Annotated in this window: 12 protein-coding genes; 10 read left to right on the top strand and 2 right to left on the bottom strand. The window is 66.5% G+C overall.

The genetic code is table 11. The features are described 5' to 3' along the window. The first annotated feature begins 113 nt into the window (after positions 1 to 113). Genes arfA through GNZ21_RS05440 form a run of 8 tightly spaced genes read left to right on the top strand, consistent with a single transcriptional unit; the run spans position 114 to position 14,914 of the window. Positions 114 to 1,664 carry an arabinosylfuranosidase ArfA gene (arfA, locus tag GNZ21_RS05475; RefSeq protein ID WP_157322122.1) on the top strand — a complete coding sequence of 517 codons (1,551 nt, stop codon included), beginning with the start codon at positions 114 to 116 and terminating at the stop codon, positions 1,662 to 1,664. A 13-nt stretch (positions 1,665 to 1,677) separates the two neighbouring features. Beyond that, positions 1,678 to 3,312: a GH39 family glycosyl hydrolase gene (locus GNZ21_RS05470; RefSeq protein WP_229659577.1), complete on the top strand. Its 1,635-nt coding sequence runs from the start codon at positions 1,678 to 1,680 to the stop codon at positions 3,310 to 3,312. 32 nt (positions 3,313 to 3,344) lie between these two features. Continuing rightward, on the top strand, positions 3,345 to 5,057 hold the full coding sequence (gene araB, locus GNZ21_RS05465) for a ribulokinase (protein ID WP_157322118.1): 1,713 nt from the start codon (positions 3,345 to 3,347) through the stop codon (positions 5,055 to 5,057). After that, positions 5,054 to 5,779: an L-ribulose-5-phosphate 4-epimerase gene (locus GNZ21_RS05460; protein WP_157322116.1), complete on the top strand. Its 726-nt coding sequence runs from the start codon at positions 5,054 to 5,056 to the stop codon at positions 5,777 to 5,779. Before araB ends, GNZ21_RS05460 begins: the two co-directional genes overlap by 4 nt. Next, complete coding sequence (gene araA / locus GNZ21_RS05455) at positions 5,780 to 7,297, top strand: L-arabinose isomerase (RefSeq protein ID WP_188503765.1); 1,518 nt, start codon at positions 5,780 to 5,782, stop codon at positions 7,295 to 7,297. It begins immediately after the preceding gene. Positions 7,298 to 7,322: 25 nt separating this feature from the next. Beyond that, a complete protein-coding gene (locus tag GNZ21_RS05450; protein ID WP_157322140.1) occupies positions 7,323 to 9,251 on the top strand; it encodes a glycoside hydrolase family 127 protein in 1,929 nt (642 codons plus the stop codon). A gap of 48 nt (positions 9,252 to 9,299) precedes the next feature. Beyond that, positions 9,300 to 10,910, top strand: coding sequence for a glutamine-hydrolyzing GMP synthase (gene guaA / locus GNZ21_RS05445; protein ID WP_373868458.1), 1,611 nt, complete (start codon positions 9,300 to 9,302; stop codon positions 10,908 to 10,910). A gap of 44 nt (positions 10,911 to 10,954) precedes the next feature. Then, the gene (locus GNZ21_RS05440; RefSeq protein ID WP_157322114.1) at positions 10,955 to 14,914 is read left to right on the top strand and encodes a DUF4011 domain-containing protein; all 3,960 of its coding nucleotides are present in this window, start codon (positions 10,955 to 10,957) and stop codon (positions 14,912 to 14,914) included. 440 nt (positions 14,915 to 15,354) lie between these two features. On the opposite strand, the gene GNZ21_RS05435 is transcribed toward GNZ21_RS05440, so the two are convergent. Next, the gene (locus GNZ21_RS05435) at positions 15,355 to 17,226 is read right to left on the bottom strand and encodes an AMP-dependent synthetase/ligase (protein WP_308805470.1); all 1,872 of its coding nucleotides are present in this window, start codon (positions 17,224 to 17,226) and stop codon (positions 15,355 to 15,357) included. Between the two features lie 9 nt (positions 17,227 to 17,235). Next, positions 17,236 to 18,282 (bottom strand): 16S rRNA (cytidine(1402)-2'-O)-methyltransferase, encoded by a 1,047-nt coding sequence (gene rsmI, locus GNZ21_RS05430; RefSeq protein ID WP_229659579.1) that lies wholly within the window; start codon positions 18,280 to 18,282, stop codon positions 17,236 to 17,238. Between the two features lie 49 nt (positions 18,283 to 18,331). On the opposite strand from rsmI, the gene GNZ21_RS05425 reads away from it, so the two are divergent. Beyond that, positions 18,332 to 19,936, top strand: coding sequence for a dolichyl-phosphate-mannose--protein mannosyltransferase (locus GNZ21_RS05425; protein ID WP_229659580.1), 1,605 nt, complete (start codon positions 18,332 to 18,334; stop codon positions 19,934 to 19,936). Continuing rightward, positions 19,915 to 20,461 (top strand): 5-formyltetrahydrofolate cyclo-ligase (locus GNZ21_RS05420; RefSeq protein WP_157322112.1); only part of this gene is annotated, 547 nt, incomplete at its 3' end. The genes GNZ21_RS05425 and GNZ21_RS05420, both read left to right, overlap by 22 nt.

The raw sequence follows: 20,461 nt of genomic DNA, 5'->3' as shown, positions 1-20,461 counted from the left end.
GCCTCTACCCCTTCCTGCAGAAATACTTCGTCCGCGGCATCATGCTCGGCTCGGTCAAGCAATGACAGCCTTGCCGCGCACCATGAGCCACAGCAGAACACCTAAGGAGATACATGCATCAGGCCCGCATAACCCTCGATAAGGACTTCACCGTGGCGGAGGTTCCGCGAAGGCTCTTCGGCTCATTCGTGGAGCATCTGGGCCGGTGCGTCTACACCGGTATCTTCGAGCCGGGGCACCCCGCTGCCGACAGCCAGGGATTCCGCCAGGACGTCCTGGAACTGGTCCGCGAGATGGGCCCGAGCATCATCCGTTACCCCGGGGGCAACTTCGTCTCGGGGTACAACTGGGAGGACGGTGTGGGGCCGGTGGCGGACCGGCCGGTCCGCCTGGACGGGGCCTGGCACAGCATCGAGACCAATGCTTTCGGACTGCATGAGTTCGTGGAGTGGTCCAGACGTGCCGGCACCGAGGTGATGGAGGCAGTCAACCTTGGTACCCGCGGCGTCGAGGAGGCCCGGGCCCTGGTGGAGTACGCCAACCACTCCGGGGGCACCTACTGGTCTGATCTCCGGCGGAAGAACGCTGCGGCCGTCGGCCTGCCGGAGGATCCCTTCGGGATCAAGATCTGGTGTTTGGGCAATGAGCTGGACGGGCCCTGGCAGATTGGCCATAAGACCGCCGAGGAATACGGACGCCTGGCCCAGGAGACCGCCAAGGCGATGCGACTGGTGGATCCCACTATCGAGCTGGTGGCCGTGGGATCCTCCGGCAGCGGCATGCCCACATTCGGCACCTGGGAGCACACCGTGCTCTCTCACGCCTACTCCGAGGTGGACTACATCTCCATGCACGCTTACTACCAGGAGCATCAGGGCGACGTTGCCAGCTTCCTGGCCGCTGGGGTGGAGATGGATTCCTTCATCGACGGTGTGGTGGCCACTGTCGATGCGGTCAAGGCAGCCGGAAAGCACCGCAAGCAGGTCAATATCGCCTTTGACGAATGGAACGTCTGGTATCTGCACTCCGAGGAGGGCGCGGAACCCGACCAACATGCAGCCGCCGAGTGGGTGGAGCATCCGCGGCTGATCGAGGACACCTATTCGGTCACCGACGCCGTGGTGGTCGGAACCCTGCTGAACTCGCTGCTGCGGCACGGAGACCGAGTCAAGATCGCCAATCAGGCTCAGCTGGTCAATGTGATCGCCCCGATCCGCTCCGAGCAGGGCGGGCCGGCGTGGCGGCAGAGCTCATTCTGGCCCTTCGCCAGGATGTCTCAGCATGCCCGAGGGCAGATTCTCAGCCTGGCTGTGGAATCGGGGAAGATGCACACTAAGCGCTATGGGGATGTAGATGTGGTCGACGCCGCCGCCACCTGGGACGAGCACAGTGGAGTCTGCGCCCTGTTTCTGGCGAACCGGGACATCTCCGCGCTATCGGAGGTGCAATTGCGGCTCAACGGGCTCAGCCCAGCCTCGGTGCGCAGCGCCGAGGTGCTGACCATCCCCGCCGACGGAGATCGGCACACCGCCAATACTGAGCAGGATCAGAGCGCCGTGCAGCTGGTGCCGCTGGATTCGGTCAGCATCGAGGAGTCTGCAGTCCGCATCGAGCTGCCGGCTCTGTCCTGGGCCGTGGTGCTGTTGGATGTGCAGAACGCGTGAGGCGGAGCATCAATTGAGCAATTACAGCCAGCGCTACATCGTCGACGGCCAGGAGGTCATCGCCTCCCCGCTGAAGCATATCTGGAACGAGAGCGCAGGGGCCGGTCGGGCCAATGAAGGGTTGCGTGCCGATTGGCAGCGCCAGTTCAGCGAGGCTGCAGAGCAGCTGGGATTCCGCAGAATCCGCTTCCACGGCATCTTCCACGACGATATGTTCGTCCTGCGGGAGAGCTACGGAGGCGGGTTTGGCCCCGATAATCCTCTCCCCGAGCCGGTCTATACCTTCAGCTATGTCGATGCGCTTTTCGACTACCTCATCGAGTTAGGGGTGAAGCCCTTCGTGGAGCTGGGCTTCATGCCGCGATCGATCGCGACCGAGACCGAGACGGTGTTCTGGTGGGGGGCCCACTGCAGCCCGCCGGTCAGTATGGACCGGTGGACCGAGCTAGTGGCTCACACCGTGGAGCACTGGATCAGCCGATACGGGATCCAGGAGGTGCGCCAATGGCACTTCGAGGTGTGGAACGAGCCGAACCTGGTCCCGCATTTCTGGACCGGGACGAAGACCCAGTACTTCGAGCTCTATGAGGCCACCGCCGCGGCGGTCAAGGCTATCGACGCCGAGCTGAAAGTCGGCGGGCCCTCCACCAGTGTGTTCGTCCCCGATGCGCGCTACGCCGGGGAGACAGAGGACAAGACCGCGCAGCATGCCACAGCTGCGGCCACCGATGCGGACGCCCTGGATTGGCGCCCAGTGTGGATCGAGGAATTCATCCAGTGGTGCAGCAGCCGCGGGGTGCCCATCGACTTCATCACCACGCATCTCTATCCCACTGATTTCGCCTACGGGGTCAATGGGGACACGGTGAGCATCAGCCGCTACGCCGATGCAACCACCGATGATCTGAAGCTGCTGCAGCAGATCATTGCCTCCAGCCCCTATCCGGAGGCTGAGCTGCATATCACGGAATGGTCCACATCCCCCTCCGGCAGGGACTTTATGCATGACACCGTCTATGCAGCCGCCTACATCACTCGGGCCTACCTGGACGCAGCCGATCTCGCCGATTCGGTGACCTACTGGACCTTCACCGACATCTTTGAGGAGGGTGGGGCCGGGATCGGCCCCTTCCACGGCGGATTCGGGCTGATCAACACCCAAGGGATCCACAAGCCCACTTATCATGCCTTTCGCGCGCTCAGCCAGCTCGGCGACCTGAAGCTCAAGCACACTCCACACGGGGTGATCAGCGCGCAGAGCGGTACGGGGGCCATCTCCTGCGTGTTCTTCAACTATCCAGAACAAATGGGAACCGCTTCCGTCGGCTCGGCCAGCTCCCACCAGCGGGCCGATGATGAGTTCTCCCGGCTCGGCACTGCCCGTCGCATCCAGCACCTCATCCAGGGGCTTACCCCCGGGTCCCGGTACCTGGCCCGCACCCTAGACCTGTATCACGGCAATGCGGTAGCCCATTGGCAGGCCATGGGCGCTCCGCTGAATATGTCCCCTGAGCAGACCCACCGGCTCGCCGCCCTGGCTGATGAGCTGGCCGAGGAGCAGTTCCTGGCCGATGCCGAAGGGACTCTGACCATTAATACCGAGCTCGCCCCCTGGGCCGTGATGTCCATCGTTGAGCAGCGGCCCTGAGCTGCAGGCCGCAGAGGAGATGAACCATACTGATGTCATGGCAGATTGAGCCCCCCGCCGGCGGCGCACCGGAGGCCGAGCAGTTGGTGGTGGGAGTGGACTTTGGCACGCTTTCCGGCCGCGCCCTGGTGGTGCGGGTCAGCGATGGTGCCGAGCTGGGAACAGCCGTGCACGAATACGAACACGGCGTGATGGACACCGCCCTCAGCGCCCGCTCGGGGCAGCAGCTGCCGCCGGACTGGGCGCTGCAGGTGCCGGCGGACTATGTCTCAGTGCTGAAGCACGCGGTACCCGCCGCGCTCCGGGCTGCCGCGGCAGATCCGGAGCAGGTCATCGGCATCGGCACCGATTTCACCGCCTGCACCATGGTCCCGGTCACCGCAGCGGGCACCCCGCTCAATGAGCTGCCGGAGTACGCTGATCGCCCGCACGCCTATGTCAAGCTCTGGAAGCACCACTCTGCCCAGGGTCAGGCCGACCGAATCAACCACCTGGCCCATGAGCGTGGTGAGCCCTGGATCGACCGCTACGGAGGAGCGATCTCATCAGAGTGGGAGTTCGCGAAGGGCCTGCAGATCCTGGAGGAGGACCCAGAGGTCTACGCCGCCATCGACCACTGGGTTGAAGCAGCCGATTGGATTGTCTGGCAGCTCACCGGCCGGTACACCAAGAACGCCTGCACCGCCGGCTATAAGGCGATTTACCAGGACGGCAGCTACCCCGACCGGGGGTTCCTCACCGCACTGAACCCGGATTTCGCCGATTTTGTGGACCAGAAGGTGGCCCATCCGATCAGTCAGCTGGGTGAACGCGCCGGAGGGCTCACCGCCGAGGCTGCCGGCTGGACCGGGCTTCCGGAGGGGATTGCGGTGGCGGTGGGGAATGTGGATGCCCATGTCACCGCACCGGCCGCCACTGCGGTGGAACCAGGCCAAATGGTGGCGATAATGGGTACCTCCACCTGTCATGTGATGAACTCCGACCAACTGGCCGATGTCCCCGGAATGTGTGGTGTGGTGCTCGGGGGCATCACTGAGGGCCGGTGGGGCTATGAAGCCGGCCAGTCCGGCGTCGGCGATATCTTCGCCTGGTACGTCAACAACCAGGTGCCCGGAGAGTACCGTGACCAGGCCCAGCAGCGCGGGCTGAGCGTGCACGAGCTGCTCACAGAGAAAGCGGCCGCTCAGCCGGTGGGGGCCCACGGCCTGATCGCTCTGGACTGGCACTCGGGGAACCGATCTGTGCTGGTGGATCATGAGCTCTCGGGGCTCATCCTAGGCCAAACCCTGACCACCCGGCCCGAGGATGGCTACCGGGCGCTGCTCGAGGCCACCGCCTTCGGGACTCGGCGGATCATCGAGTCCTTCGACAGCTCGGGAGTACCCGTCCAGGAGCTGATCGTGGCCGGTGGGCTGCTGAAGAACAGCTTTCTGATGCAGGTCTACGCCGATGTCACGGGACTTCCCATCTCCACAATCATCTCCCAGCAGGGCCCCGCGCTGGGCTCGGCCATACACGCCGCCGCCGCGGCAGGGGCCTATCCGGATGTGCCCACGGCCGCTGAAGCGATGGGCGGGCGGCAGCGCGCCGCCTTTGTGCCCGACCCTCAGCGGGTGACCGCCTACTCCACCCTTTACCAGGAGTACACCCGGCTGCACGACTACTTTGGCGCCGGGGGAAATACAGTGATGCGCAGGCTCAAGGCGCTGCGCCGCCAGGTCCTAGGGCAGCAGGAGGCATCATGAGTCTGAAGTTCATCAACCTGACACCAGAGCAGCAGGCCAGGATCACCGCTGCCCGGGAGCGAGTCGCAGCCCTGCACCAGGAGCTGCCTCGCAATGACCTGGTGGTCTGGACTGCAGGCAATGTATCAGAGCGGATTCCCGCTCAGATCGGAGAGCCTGAGCTGTTTGTGATCAAACCCTCCGGAGTCTCCTATGACGAGCTCAGCGCGGACAACATGGTGGTCTGCACCCTGGATGGGCAGAAGATCGAGGACGGCACCAGCGCCGATCTGCAGCCCTCCTCCGATACCAACGCCCATGCCTATGTGTACCGGCATATGTCTGGCGTAGGGGGAGTGGTGCATACCCATTCCCCCTACGCCACGTCCTGGGCCGCCCGGGCTGAACCGATTCCCTGCGTGCTGACCATGATGGCTGATGAGTTCGGCGGGGACATCCCCGTGGGCCCCTTCGCGCTCATCGGGGACGACTCCATCGGCCGCGGGCTGGTCCAGACCCTGTTGAGCACGCGTTCCAGGGCAGTGCTGATGGACCGGCACGGCCCTTTCACCGTGGGCACGGACGCCCGCTCGGCGGTCAAGGCCGCCGTGTTGTGCGAGGAGGTGGCCCGCACTGTGCACCTGGCTCGGACCCACGGCCGGCCGGAACGCATCGACCAGCACCATATCGACTCTCTCTACAAGCGCTACCAAAACGTCTACGGCCAGAAAGGCAACAGCTAAGTGACCACACTTCCATCACCCTTCGAGGGCAAGAGCATCTGGCTCCTCACCGGATCCCAGGACCTCTACGGAGAGGAGATCCTCAACCAGGTGACCGAGCAGTCGCGGCGGGTGGCGGCTACGCTCGATGAGGCCCCGCAGATCCCGGCCGATGTCACATGGCAGCCAGTGCTGAAGGACCGGGCCTCGATCCATCGCGCCGCTCTGACCGCCAATGCCGACCCCACCTGCTTGGGTGTGGTGGTGTGGATGCATACCTTCTCCCCGGCCAAGATGTGGATTGCTGGGCTGGGCGCGCTGGACAAGCCCATGCTGCACCTGCACACCCAGGCGGAGGCCACACTTCCCTGGGGTGAGGTGGACATGGACTTCATGAACCTCAACCAGGCCGCCCACGGTGACCGGGAATTTGCATACATCGCCACCCGCATTTCGCAGCGGCGCAAAACCGTGGTCGGCCATGCTTCAGCCGAGACGGTCCGCCAGAAGGTCGGCACATGGGTGCGGGCAGCCGCCGGCTGGGACGCACTGCGCACTATGCGACTGGCCCGGTTCGGCGACAATATGCGCAATGTGGCGGTCACCGAAGGCGATAAGACCGAGGCTGAGATCCGGCTCGGCACCTCGGTGAACACGTGGGCCGTCAATGACCTGGTGGAGAGGGTGGAGGCGGTCACCGAGGAGCAGATCCAGCAGACGGTAGCCGAGTACGACGCCGCATATCAGGTAGTCAGCAGTATGGTCCCCGGTAGCCGGCGTCGGCAGGAGCTGGAATACGCTGCCCGCCAGGAGGTAGGCATCCGAGAGTTCCTGAGCGAGGGCGGCTTCACTGCTTTCACCACCAATTTCGAGGATCTCGGCGGGCTGCGCCAGCTGCCCGGACTGGCTGTGCAGCGCCTGATGGCCGCCGGCTACGGCTTCGGCGCAGAGGGGGACTGGAAGACCGCGATGTTGGTGCGGGCAGCCAAGGTGATGGGCTACGGACTACCCGGGGGAGCATCTCTGATGGAGGACTACACCTATGAGATGACTCCGGGCCGGGAGAAGATCCTCGGGGCCCATATGCTCGAGGTCTGTCCCACATTGACCACGGAGACGCCCCGGCTGGAGATCCACCCATTGGCCATCGGGGACCGGGAGGATCCGCCGCGGCTGGTGTTCACCGCTGATCCGGGACCCGGGGTAGTGGTGGCTATGTCTGATCTGCGCGAGCGATTCCGTCTTACCGTGAACAAGGTCAACTTGGTGCCCCCGGATGCACCGCTGCCGCGACTGCCCGTGGCCCACGCGGTCTGGCAGCCCGAGCCTGACTTCGCCACCAGCGCTGAATGCTGGCTGATGGCCGGAGCCGCGCACCACTCTGTGCTCAGCACAGCGCTCGGCCTGGAGGCTTTCGAGGATCTGGCCGAGATCGCTGGGATCGAACTGGCCGTGATCGATCAAGCGAGCAGCCCGCGCAGCTTCGGCCAGGAGCTTCGCTGGAACGCCGCCTACCACCGGCTGGCCCAGGGGCTGTGAACCTGCTGAGGAGGTGTCTGTGCCGATGAGTCTCTGCCCCGCATCGAGTCCGAGCCCGGTGCTGCCCACCGAGCGTGCGGAAGTTGCGCTGCGACCGGTGGCCGCCGGCACAGTGCGCGTGACAGAGGGCTTTTGGGCTCAACGGATGAGCACCAATCGGCAAGTGACCCTGCCGCTGGGCGCCCAGCAGCTGGAGTCCGCCGGGAATCTGGAGAATTTGCGGATCGCCGCCGGCCAGCAGGAGGGCCTACCCCGGGGACCGGAGTTCGCGGACTCCGATGTGTACAAATGGTTGGAGGCCGCGGCCTGGGACTACGCCTGCAGCCGGGATGCAGCCTCCCTGGAGCAGCAGCTGCAGATCGTCAGGCTGCTAGAAGCTGCCCAGAAGCCTGACGGTTACCTCAATGCGGTGATCCCACTGCGCTCCGGCCAGCGCTACCAGAACCTGCCATGGAGCCATGAGCACTACTGCGCCGGCCATCTGATCCAGGCCGCAGTGGCCCTGGCCCGCTCTGCCGGGCGCACCGAGCTGCTGGAGATCGCCGTCGGACTGGCCGATCACATGGTGGAGGTCTTCGGACCAGAGAAGAATCGGGCTCTGGACGGACATCCGGTAATCGAGTCCGCGCTGGTCGAGCTCTACCGGGAAACCGGCACCCGGGCATACCTGGAGCTCGCCGCATGGTTTGTGCAGGCCAGGGGAGCGGCCACCATCCGCAGTGAGATCGCCGGTCCCAGCTACTTCTCCGACCGGGTACCGGTCCGGCAGGCTCAGACCGTAGAGGGACATGCCGTCCGCGCGATGTACCTGGCCGCTGGAGCCGCCGACCTTGCCGTGGAGACCGGAGATACCGAGCTGTTGGTGGCCCTGGAGCAGCAGTACCAGCAGATGCGCACCACCAAGCAGTACATTACCGGCGGGTTGGGCTCCCGCTGGGAGGGGGAGTCCTTCGGCTCTCCCTATGAGTTGCCCAATGAGCGGGCCTATGCCGAGACCTGCGCGGCGGTCGGTGCCGTCCAGTGGGCGTGGCGGATGCTGCTGGCGACCGGGAAGCCGGTCTACGCCGACCAGATCGAACACATACTCTTCAACGGGTTTCTCGCCGGGGTCTCCCTGGAGGGGGACAAGTTCTTCTACGTCAACCCCCTCCAGGTCAGCAGCACCACGCAGCCGGAGGGGGACCGTGACCCGGCTGCTGGTCGGAACAGATGGTTCGACTGCGCCTGCTGTCCGCCCAATCTGATGCGCATGCTGGCCAGTCTGGAGTCATATATGGTCACCACCGGCAGCGCGGAGACCGGTGGTGTTCAGCTGCACCAGTATGCCTCCGGCACCGTGGAGGCTGCCGGATTCATCCTGCATATCCGCACCGACTACCCCTGGTCGGGCCAGGTGCAGGTCAGCATCGAAGCAGCCCCGGATCATTCCGCGGCAATCTCATTGCGCATTCCGGCCTGGGCAGCGGGGGCTAAGGTAGGCGGCCAGCTGGCCGCCGCAGGGCAGTACTGGACCGCTGTTCGCCGATGGAGGCCGGGCCAGAGCCTGCAGCTTCAGCTGCCGATGCGCCCGCGTCTCCTCTACGCCGATCCGCGGGTGGAGGCGGCCAGGGGGTCAGTCGCCGTCGCCAGGGGACCGCTGATCTACGCCTTCGAGAGCTGCGACCAGCCATCGGGGTCAGTGCTGGAGAACCTGGTGCTGGACACCGCCGCGCCGATCACTGTTGAACATCGCCACGACCTGCTGGGCGGGGTCTCCATACTGCAAATGAGCGGTTTCCTGCAGCGGCCGAGAGGCGATGATCCGGAGGAGCTCTACACTGAAAAGGCCTCCGCCTCGCCCATCGGGGGGCGGGCACTGCTGACCGCCATTCCCTACTACGCATGGGCCAACCGAGGACCCCAGGCGATGCGAGTCTGGATCCCCGCCACCGGGGGCCCGGCTGACGGGCGGTAATACGCAACTCGTCTGATGGTCGGCGGCGCAGTTGAGTAGGATGTACGGGTGACAACTGCGAAGACTCTCACCCCTGCCGCCGAGCGCCCCGACCACGCAGCCCAGACGGTGCTGGTGGTCGATTACGGCGCTCAGTACGCCCAGCTGATCGCACGCCGGGTCCGCGAGGCCCGCGTCTACTCCGAGGTTGTCCCGCACACCCTGCCTGCGGCGGAGATCATCGCCCGCAAGCCCGCGGCGGTCATCCTCTCCGGCGGCCCGGCCAGTGTCTACGCCGAGGGTGCCCCAGAGGTGGAGCGCGAGCTCTTCGAGGCAGGGGTACCGGTGCTGGGCATCTGCTACGGTTTCCAAGCCATGGCCCACGCCTTGGGCGGCACCGTCGCCCGGACCGGGGACCGCGAGTACGGTAAGACCGAGGTGCGTAGCACCAGCGCCCCGCACAGCCTGCTGGACGGCACCGACACCGTTCAGACCACCTGGATGAGCCACGGCGACGCAGTCACGGAGGCACCTGAGGGGTTCGAGGTCCTGGCCACGTCCTCGGGCGCACCGGTGGCCTGCTTCGCCGATGAAGACCGCAGTCTCTACGGAGTCCAGTGGCACCCCGAGGTCAAGCACTCCCCGCAGGGTCAGCGGGTTATCGAGAACTTCCTCTACCAGGGCGCCGGTCTGACTCCGGAGTGGACCACGGGCAATATTGTTGAAGAGCAGGTCGCCGCGATCCGCGCCCAGGTCGGCGAGGCTCGGGCCATCTGCGGACTCTCCGGAGGAGTGGACTCCGCCGTGGCTGCGGCCCTGGTGCAGAAAGCCATCGGCGATCAGCTGACCTGCGTGTTCGTGGACCATGGCCTGATGCGCGAGGGTGAGGCCGAGCAGGTTGAGCGTGACTTCGTGGCCGCCACCGGAGCCAAGCTTTACGTGGCCGATGAGAAGAAGCGGTTCCTCTCCGCCCTCGCTGGCGTCACCGACCCCGAGGCCAAGCGCAAAATCATCGGCCGCGAGTTCATCCGCGCCTTCGAGGAGGCCGAGCGCAACATCCTGGAGGAAGCCGAGGCAGACGGCGCTAAAGTCGAGTTCCTGGTCCAGGGCACCCTGTACCCGGACGTCGTCGAATCCGGCGGGGGAGAAGGCGCAGCCAACATCAAGTCCCACCACAACGTGGGCGGGCTGCCTGAGGACCTGGACTTCAAGCTGGTGGAGCCGCTCCGGGCACTGTTCAAGGACGAGGTCCGCGCCGTGGGTGCTGAGCTCGGACTGCCCGCCGAGATTGTGCAGCGCCACCCCTTCCCGGGCCCGGGGCTGGGCATCCGGATCATCGGCGAGGTCACCGAGTCCCGGTTGGAGATCCTGCGTGCGGCAGACGCCCTTGCCCGTGAGGAGCTCACCGCCTCCGGCCTCGATGCCGAGGTCTGGCAGATGCCGGTGGTGCTGCTGGCCGATGTGCGTTCTGTAGGTGTCCAGGGCGACGGCCGCACCTACGGCCACCCGGTGGTGCTGCGCCCGGTCAGCTCTGAGGATGCGATGACCGCCGACTGGTCACGGCTGCCCTATGACCTGCTGGCCACCATCTCCAATCGAATCACCAACGAGGTGGAGGAGATCAACCGGGTAACCCTCGATGTGACCTCGAAACCGCCGGGGACGATCGAATGGGAGTAGCGGTAATCTTCCTCCAGACCAAGTGAGCTGTGTGGAGGGAACCGGTGCCTGACAATACGTCCGCCTCTTCTGCGGAATCCCCTGTCCACGAGGATTCTGCGCACGACGACGCGGCCTCGGCTGCTGATGCCCAACACACCACTGCGCCCATCGTCAGCTGGATAGAGTCCCACGGCACCGGCACCGAGAATGACACTATGCTGCGCTTCACCCCGAGCCAGCACAACAGCATTGACCTCACCGAAGCCAACTCCTCCGGGATCATGCAGCTCTTCGGCGGCCGGCGCACCCGGCTCTCGACGCTGCTCAATGATCCCAGCTCCTTCGCGCCGGGGGCTAAAGCCGCAGCCAACATCAGGGCCAAGACTCGCGAGCTCTCTGAGGAACGCGGGATCGAGGTGGGCTATCTGGCAGCCGGCATCGCTTCCTGGACCGAGACCACCGGCGCAGGCACCGAGTCCTTCACCGCCCCGGTGATGCTCATCCCGATCAGTCTGCGGCACCGCACGGAGCCTCGCTCCGCCGCTACGGACTATGAGCTGCAGTTCACCGGTCCCGCGGGACTCAACCCTGCCCTGGCCCGGCACTTCGCCCAGACCCACGGGGTGATCCTGGATCCGCAGGACTTCTACCAGGCCGGCTACGTCACGGCCCGGTTCGACGCCGCCCGCACCGCGGATCTGCTCACCAGGATCTCCGCCGAGACGGCCAAGAACGAACCGGGCTCGGCCTTGGGCAACCTGCAGGTCTGGAAGCAGCTCTACGTCTCCACTTTTGCCGATATTGCTGATCTGGGGAACCCCGAGGCCCTGCACCTGGACCACCCTCTGCTTCAGCTGCTGGCCTCAGGGCAGAAGCTGGAGCAGAGCCAGGCCCTGGCAGCTTCCGGGGCCCTGCCCCCGCTGAACGATCGCGCCCCAGCCTCCGAACACCTGGTCCTCGACGCCGATCAGGATCAGCAGGCCGCCCTGGACGCGGTGCTCTCGGGAGTCTCAACAGTTATTGCCGCACCACCGGGCACCGGTCAGACTCAGACCGCGGTCAACGCCGCGGCCGGCCTGGCCTGGTCAGGCAAACGGGTGCTGGTGGTCGCTGAGCGCACCGCCACACTCAACGAATTCAGCCAGCGGCTCTCCGCTGCCAAGGCGGGTACTCTGGCTGCCCAGGTCTCCGCGGCGTCGTCCCCGCAGGAGCTCAAAGCCCAGGTGATCCGTGCGGTCAAACGAGTGGAGCGGGCAGAGCCGCCCCGGCTCGGCGAGCTGCACAAAAAGCTCGCCGAGCGCAGGCTGCAGCTCAGCGACCATGTGGCCAGTCTCCATAAGGTGCGCCAGCGCTGGAACTGCTCCCCCTATCAGGCTATGCAGGCCCTAGCTGCCCTCACCAGCCTCAACCCCGCTCCCGGCACATCGGTGCGGCTGAAACGCTCCGTGCTGGACAACACTGTGGACCGTTCTCCAGTAGCGGTGAAGCTGAAACGGATCGCTGAGCTGGGTGAGTTCTCCGCCGAGACGCGGACCAGCCCCTGGTTCGGCGCCAAACTCTCCAATCGCCAGGAGACTTCCGACGCCCAGGAGCTGGTCACCGAGCTGCGCACCGAGCTCCCGCAGCTGCGCGAACAAATGGTCTCAGCCTGTGAAGCGGTGGACGCCCGCCCGGGAGACAGCTTCGCCGACTGGCACTCCCAAGTGCTGCTCTTCCAGCGGGTCCAGGAGTCCCTGGGCCGCTTCAGCCATGACATCTATGCCCGGGACGTGGACGATCTGATTGCCGCCACTGCACCTGGCTGGTGGCGCCGCCAGCACAATGTGGAGATGAGCTCAGTGGCCCGATCTCGGCTGCGCCGAGTGGCCAAAGAGTACATCCGCCCCGGCGCTTCGATCAGTGATCTGCACGGCTCCCTGGTGGATGTGCAGTCCGAGCGTGAGCAGTGGGTAGACCGCGCGCTGAACGGTTCACTGCCCAAGGTGCCCCGGAACCTCGACGCCCTGGTGGACCGGATGGGCCACGTCCAGTCCCGGCTGGAGAAGCTGGTGGCGGTGCTGGCCCCGGTGGACGAGGCGGGCACCACACTGTTCGATGTGCCTGCTGACCAGCTCTTCTCCGGGGTGGAGGCACTGGCTCAGGATGAACGTTCCCTGCAGACCCTGCCGGAGCGTACCCTGCTGTTCGAGCAGCTGAGCGAGCAGGGCTTCGCTGAGCTGCTGGAGGATCTGGCAGCCCGCCAGGTTCCGGCCGATCGGGTGGCCGATGAGCTGGAGCTGGCCTGGTGGCAGTCGGCCCTGGAGGCGATGATCTCCGGGGACGAATACCTGGCGATGACCTCCGGGGAGAACCTGCGCCGCATCGAGGCCGAGTTCAGAAAGGCCGACGCCGCCCATATTGCCTCTGGTGCCCAACGGCTGAACCACACTCTGGCAGTGCGCTGGAAATCAGCGGTGGAGTCCCATCCCCAGGCCGCCGCACACCTGCGCAGCCTGCTCCGCGAGTCCGAGCCCACGGTGGCCGCCCTGGAGTCGGTGGACCGTGAGCTGACCCAGCCGTTGGTGCCCATCTGGACCACCTCCCCCCTGGGCATGGCAGCGCACTTCCCGCCAGCCGAAGAACAGCCCAGCTTCGATGCGGTGATCCTGCTGGACGCGGAGACCCTGGCGGTCCCCGCGGCCCTGGGGGCGATCTCCCGTGCGGAGCAGGTAGTGGCCTTCGGCGACCCTGCCTCCGGAGCGCCTAAACCCATGATCGTCTCGGCTGATCCGATTGCCCGCGAGGCTGAGGCGCAGGTTCCGGAGTCCATCTACAGCGAGCTGGCCCGGATCCTGCCCGAGCACCGGCTGCGTCAGGTGCACCGTGGCGTGGACCAGGAGTTGACCCAACTGCTCTCCGAGGCCCTCTACGGAGGTCAGCTGTTCCGCCTGCCCGACGCCGCCCAGCTCACCGGTCAGGGACGCCGGCTGAGTCTGGAACAGGTCAGAGCAACTGGCGGGCGCGAACCGGTGGAATCGCCCACAGCGGAAGTCAACCGGGTGGTGGACCTGGTCTTCGAGCACATCCGAGCGCACCGGAACAGGTCTCTGGCGGTGGTCACCGGCTCAGAGTGGCACGCCAAACGCGTGGCTGATGCGATTCGGCTGCACCTGGCCAACCACCAGTGGGCTGCGCCCTTCTTTGAGCACGGGGCTGCCGGTGTCCCAGGCGGATCGGGCTCCGGCGCCGCCGGGACGGGCACTGGGGAACGGTTCGTGGTGGCCCCGGTGGAACGGGCCCACGGCGTGGTCCGCGATGATGTGATCTTCTCAGTGGGCTACGGTCGCAGCGTGAAGGGGGAGCCAGCCCATGAGCTCGGCGAGCTCTCGGGGCCGCGTGGCCGCGAGTACTTCGCCCAGGCGGTGACCCGCGCCCGCGGCCGGCTCACTGTAGTCAGCTCCATCGGGCCTGAGGATCTGGACCGCTCTCGGTTAGGCCAGGGCGCTGCGCTGGTCCATGACTTACTGCAGCTCGGGGCCGGGGGTCTGGAGTCCAACCCCTCAAGCTCGGCAGAACTCACCGATCCGCTGGTGCTGGATCTGGTGGACCGAATCCGGGCCCGCGGCGGGCGGGTGGAGGATGGCTTCCGCGGCACCCTGGACCTGGCCGCCTGTCCGCGGCGGATCACCGCCGAGACCCCGGTCACCCCGGTGGCTATGGTCTCTGACGGCACTCCAAGCTATGCGGAGCTTCCGGTGCGGGAGCGCTCCAGGCTGCGCCCGGCCCGGTTCCAGGAGCTGGGATGGGACTTTCTGGTGCTGTGGACCATCGAGGTATTCAGCGACCCCAGGGCCACCACGGAGCTGGTCGCTGAGAAAGTGGGCCTGGGCGCCGGGCCCGAGTTCGCCCAGCACGGCCGGGCTGCGCTGAGCAGCAGTACTGGCCAGATCCGTTTCGGCGGAGCAGCCGATGCTGAGGATGAGGACGCCCAGCGCCGTAACAAGCAGTACCCGGCCCCCGATCAGCGCCGTTTCCAGCAGTGAGTGCCGAGGGACGGACACCCGCCGCTCCGGGGGATCAGCCGCCCAAGCGGCGGGGTCACCGCAGGGTCACCGCCCCCGGAACCTCAGGTCAGCCCGAGGAACTGGAGTCTGAGGTCTATGATCCGCTGCAGGGCGCGGGTGAGGGTGAACAGCAGGACAGCGACTCCCTTGCTGAGTGGCTCAAACGCGAAAAACCGCCTCACTGGTGAGTCTGCCCGCCCCACGCCTAGAGCTGCCCACCCCACGCCTAGAGCTGTTCGCACCGCCTAGAGCTATAGCACTCGGCAGTGTGAACAGCTCTAGGCATAGCGCTGAAGGTGGGAGCACGGTAGTCATCGGTTGCGCGGCGGGGCGGTTACTGCGGCGCGCAGGGTGGTCCCGGCGGCGCGGCGAGTGAGCCGGCACCCGGCGGATGGGTCAGCGCCCGGCCGCGCCAGGGGCTAGCCGTAGATCTCCTCCAGGGTCTCCGCGTAGTCACTGAGCACCTTGGCGCGGATCAGCTTCAGCGAAGGCGTCAGATGCCCCGAGGACTCGGAGATCTCGGCGTCAATGATCCGGAACTCACGGATGGACTCGGCCTGGGATACCAGCTCATTGGCGGCCTGGACCGCCCGCTCCACCTCAGCGCGCAGCGCGGCCCCGGCTCCGTTATGGGCCAGCACCTCAGCCACGGTGAGCTCCTCGCCGTATCCTGCGCGCTGCGCCCATGCGGCCACCGCCTCCGGATCGGGGAACACCAACGCGGCCACAAAGGGCCTATTGTCCCCGGCCACCACAGTCTGGGCGATCAGCGCATGGCTGCGCACCGTCTCCTCCAGCGGTGTGGGATAGACGTTCTTCCCGCCGGCGGTGACAATCAGCTCCTTCTTCCGCCCGGTGATGGTCAGGAACCCGTCAGCGTCCAGGGACCCCAGGTCTCCGGAGCGGAAGAATCCCTCCTCATCGAAGGCTTCCCCGGTGGCGGCCTCGCTCTGGTGGTATCCGTCGAAGATCACTGGACCCTTCAGCAGCACCTCGCCGTCCTCGGCGATCTTCACCGTATTGGCCGGCACCGGCAGCCCCACTGAGCCGATCCGGGTGGCGCCTGGGATATTCAGCGTGATCGGTGCGGTGGACTCGGTAAGTCCGTAGCCCTCCTGGACCGGCACCCCGATCCCGGTGAAGAAGTGCACGATCTCCGGGCTCAGCGGGGAGGCCCCCGAGACCATATGGGTCACCTCGCCGCCAAGCTTCTCCAGCAGCTTGCCGTACACCAACTTGGCGAACAGCTTATGCTTGGCCCGCAGGCCCAGTCCCGGACCGGAGCCGGTGCCGTCTGCAGCGGCCTGCACCGCCTGGGAGTACTGCACGGCAGTGGCCCGGGCGGCCTCGAAGATCCGGCCCTTGCCCTCGGCCTCAGCCTTCGCCGCCGCCGAGTGGTAGACCTTCTCGAACACTCGGGGCACAGCCAGCAGCCAGGTGGGGCGGAAACTGCTCAGATCCTCCATCAGGGTCGCGGTGTCTCCGGTGTGGGCCACCTGGATGCCGCGGTGCAGACAGATCAGCTGCACCGCCCGAGCCAGCACATGTGCCAGCGGCAGGAACAGCAGGGTCCGGGACTCGCCCTCGCCGAGGATATCGGAGGCGAAAGGCACAATATTGGCCGCTCCCTCCGCAAGATTCCGGTGGGTGATCCGCGCCCCTTTGGGCTTACCGGTGGTGCCGGAGGTGTAGACCAGAGTGGCGACGTCGTCGGCCCCGGCGGTCCTCCGCGCGGCCTCCAGCTGGGAGTTGGTCACATTGGTGGCATTGGCGGCGATCTCCTCCAGGTCCGCGGTGCCGGCGATGGGGTAGATCTCGACCCCCGAGTTCTTGCCATGGGCCATATTCGCCCCGGACTGGACCTTGGTGCGCAGCGCCTCATCACCGATCAGCACCAGCTTGGCCTGGGAGTCGGCCAGCAGGTGTGCGATCTGGTGGGTGGAACTGGTCTCATACACCGGCACCGAGATCCCCCCGGCGAACCAGATGGCCTGGTCCACCACCGCCCAGGAGTAACTGGTGGCAGACATCACCGCGACCTTGCTGCCCGGCTCCACGCCGAGGCCGATCAGCCCCTTGGCCACCGCCCGCACCTGTTCCAGGAAGCTGGTGACAGTCACATCAAGCCAGCCGCCGGCTCCATTGCGTACCGCGTAGACGGGGTGGTCCGGCTGCGCCTCGGCCAGCGCCAGCACCCCGTGGGTCACGTTGACATCATCACTGATCCGGGCGATCGGCTCAGTAGTGGTCTCGCGAATGACAGTGTCCTGGGCAGTCTCTGCAGTAGTCACGCGGCCAGCTTACCGATTCCTCCCGGCAGCGCGCCTGCGGTTTGCGGCGTCGTAGAGCTCACTGGCGTTCAGGCCGTGGGCCCCGGCGATCTCCTTGGCGACTGTCTTGAGCTTCTCGCCCTGTTCGGCCCTGCCTATCACGACGTCGGCTGCCTCCTGAAGCTCCATCACCTCCTGGGTGCCCCCGTCGCAGGGGGAGGCCCCGCCCAGCACCAGGACGAACTCGCCCTTCAGCCCGTTGCCTGCCTGACGGTCTGCGAGGTCTGCGGCCAGTTCACCCAGACCCCCGCGCAGCACCTCCTCGTACTTCTTGGTCAGCTCCCGGGCCACTGCTGCCGGACGGTCTGCACCCAGTGCGGCGGCGAACTCCGCAACAGTGGCGGCGATGCGGTGCGGGGACTCGAAGAGCACCGTGGTCCACTCCTCCCCGCTGAGCCGCTGCAGCAGGGCGGCGCGCTCGGACTGCTTTCGCGGCACAAAGCCGCCGAAGCTGAACTGCCCGGTTGGCAGTCCGGAGAGCGCCAGGGCAGCGGGCACCGCAGAGGCCCCTGGTGCTGCGGTGATTTGAACTCCCGCCGCCACAGCCGCGCGCACCAGTCGGTGCCCGGGATCGGAGACTGCCGGCATCCCGGCATCGGATACCACCAGGATCCGGGTGCCCGCCGCGGCCTGCGCCACCAGTTCGGCGGAGCGGGCGGCCTCATTGTGCTCATGCAGACTGACTAGCCTGGCTTCGGTCTGCTCACCCAGGCGCTGGATCAGATGACGGGTGCTGCGGGTGTCCTCGCAGGCGATGATCTCCGCGCTGCGGATCAGCATCCGCAGCCGCTCGGTGGCATCAGTCAGGTTCCCGATCGGTGTGGCGGCCAGCACCAGCGGCGTTTCCCACAGCCAGTCAGCCCCGGCGGCGGGGGCAGCCCCCGCCTGGTCCCGAACGTGGCCCGCAGAGTCGCTGGAGACCTGCGCGGGTCCCTGAGGAAAGGTGTGCGCCTCGTCCGGCAGGGCCTCGCCGGGCCCCACACCTGAAGTCGCTGCAGCACTTCGTTCGGAGCTCACGGCATCTGCCTCCCTAGTCGTCTACTTCCCGCCAAGTAGCATATCCAGGGTGACCGATGCTCTGACCCGCAGCCGCCTGGAGCTGCGCCTGGGCGCGGACCGATTCCGGGCGGGGCTGTGGGGCTGGCTGGTGCCGCTGAGCATCGCCGCAGTCGCCCTCGCGCTGCGGCTGGACGGGCTGAGCAACCCGCATTCACTGATCTTCGACGAGACCTACTATGCCAAGGACGCCTACGCCCTGCTGCAGACCGGCTATGAGCTGGAATGGCCCGAGGGTGCCGACGAGCACTGGGAGGCCGGGAACCCCCAGCCGCTGGACGAGGGCTCCTTTGTGGTGCATCCGCCCTTGGGCAAATGGCTGATCGGCCTGGGCATCGCCGCCTACGGAGTGGAGGATGCCATCGGTTGGCGGCTCTCCTCCGCAGTGGCCGGGGCCCTGGGTGTGCTGCTGATCGCCCTGATCGCCCAGCGGATGTTCCGTTCGGTGTTCCTCGGGGCTGTGGCCGGGGTGCTCACCGCAGTGGAGGGCCACCATCTGGTGATGTCCCGGGTCGCTCTGCTGGACATTTTCCTGATGCTCTTTGTGCTCGCTGCCTTTGGGGCCCTGTTGGCGGACCGGTACAGCGGACGGCGCCGCTTGGCTGCCTGGGCTGCTCAGGCGGCGCCGGAATCCAAGGAATGGGACTTCGGCCCGCTGCTGCTGTGGCGCCCCTGGCGACTGGCCGCTGCCGTGGCCCTGGGCTGCGCGGTTGGGGTCAAGCTCTCCGGCCTGGCTTTCATCGCGGTCTTCGGCATCATGGTGGTGCTCTGGGACATCAACGCCCGGCGCACAGTAGGGATCCGCCGCTGGGCGCGGGCCGGACTGCTTTACGACGGCCTGCCCGCAGTGCTCACCGTACTGCCGGTGGCGACCCTCACCTATATCGCCACCTGGTCCGGCTGGCTGCTCAGCTCAGGGGCCAGAGACCGGGACAACGATCAGGCTGAGGGCCTTGCCGGGCTGCTCCCCGCCCCGCTGCGTGCCCTGTGGAACTATCACAGCTCCGCCACCAGCTTTCACACCGGCCTGGACTCCGAGCACGAGTACGCCTCCCACCCCTGGACCTGGTTGTTCATGGGCCGGCCGGTCTCGATGCATTACCAGGGCCGGGAGCAGGGTGAGGTGTACGAGCACACCGGAGAGGTCTGCCAGTACCCCTCCTGCTCCTCGGCAGTGCTGGACCTGGCCAATCCGCTCATCTGGTGGACCGGGGTTCTGGGCCTGCTGGCAGTACTGCTGCTGTGGATCGGCCGCCGCGACTGGCGCTACGGGGCCATCCTCTCCGGCTTCGCCGCAGGCTTCGTCGTCTGGCTGGCCTTCCCGGACCGGACCATGTTCTTCTTCTACACCATCAGCTACCAGCCCTTCCTGATCCTCACCCTCGTGGTGCTGGCCGCCCTGGTGCTGCGCATCGGCACCGGAGAGGTCACCGCCTCCGGCAGGCAGCGCAGCAGCAGGCAGATCGCCTCCGCCCAGCAGCGCAACACTGTGCTGGTGATCTGCTTTGTGCTACTGGCAGTGGCGGTCTCGGTGTTCTTCTGGCCCGTCTGGACCGCAGAGTTCATCTCTTACGATCAGTGGCGGCTGCGCATGTGGCTGCAGTCCTGGATCTGATGGCCGCCCCCACCAAGGCCCAGATGCGCCGGAGTCTGCGCGCTGCCCGGGCCCAGCTGAGCCCTCAGGAGATCTCCCGCCGCGCGGATCAGCTGGGCCAGGTGCTCCTGGAGGAGATCAGGTACGACGCCGCGGTACTCGGTTATCTGCCCATGGCAGGGGAGCCGGATCTGCGGCCCTTCCTCTCAGCCCATCTCGAACGCGGGGGAGAGGTCTTTGTCCCGGTGATCGCGGATCCGCAGCTGCGCCTGCTGAACTGGGCCCGGTGGACTCCGCAGACGCAGCTGCGCCGCAGCAGATATGCCCCAGTCGATGAACCGCTCGGCGAACGGATCAACCTTCCCCAGCTGCTGGGCGCAGACTGCACGAGCTCCCGGATCGTGCTGCTCGCACCAGCCCTCGCCGTGGATACTGCCGGGTTCCGGCTGGGTCAGGGCGGGGGCTTCTACGACACGATGTTCGGTGCTGGTCCCGCGGCGCCGCACGGGTCGCCGCCGCTCTCGGCGGGCAAAGCGTGGCCCGCCT

The sequence above is a fragment of the Nesterenkonia alkaliphila genome, from assembly GCF_009758175.1.
GTDB lineage: Bacteria > Actinomycetota > Actinomycetes > Actinomycetales > Micrococcaceae > Nesterenkonia > Nesterenkonia alkaliphila.
The sequence above is the reverse complement of the archived record's forward strand: the minus strand, read 5'-3'. Positions and strand labels throughout refer to the sequence as shown.

Coding starts and splice junctions, on each gene's coding strand:
- arfA (WP_157322122.1), top strand. CDS start 114: ATGCATCAGGCCCGCATAACCCTCGATAAGGACTTCACCGTGGCGGAG.
- araB (WP_157322118.1), top strand. CDS start 3,345: ATGTCATGGCAGATTGAGCCCCCCGCCGGCGGCGCACCGGAGGCCGAG.
- GNZ21_RS05460 (WP_157322116.1), top strand. CDS start 5,054: ATGAGTCTGAAGTTCATCAACCTGACACCAGAGCAGCAGGCCAGGATC.
- GNZ21_RS05450 (WP_157322140.1), top strand. CDS start 7,323: ATGAGTCTCTGCCCCGCATCGAGTCCGAGCCCGGTGCTGCCCACCGAG.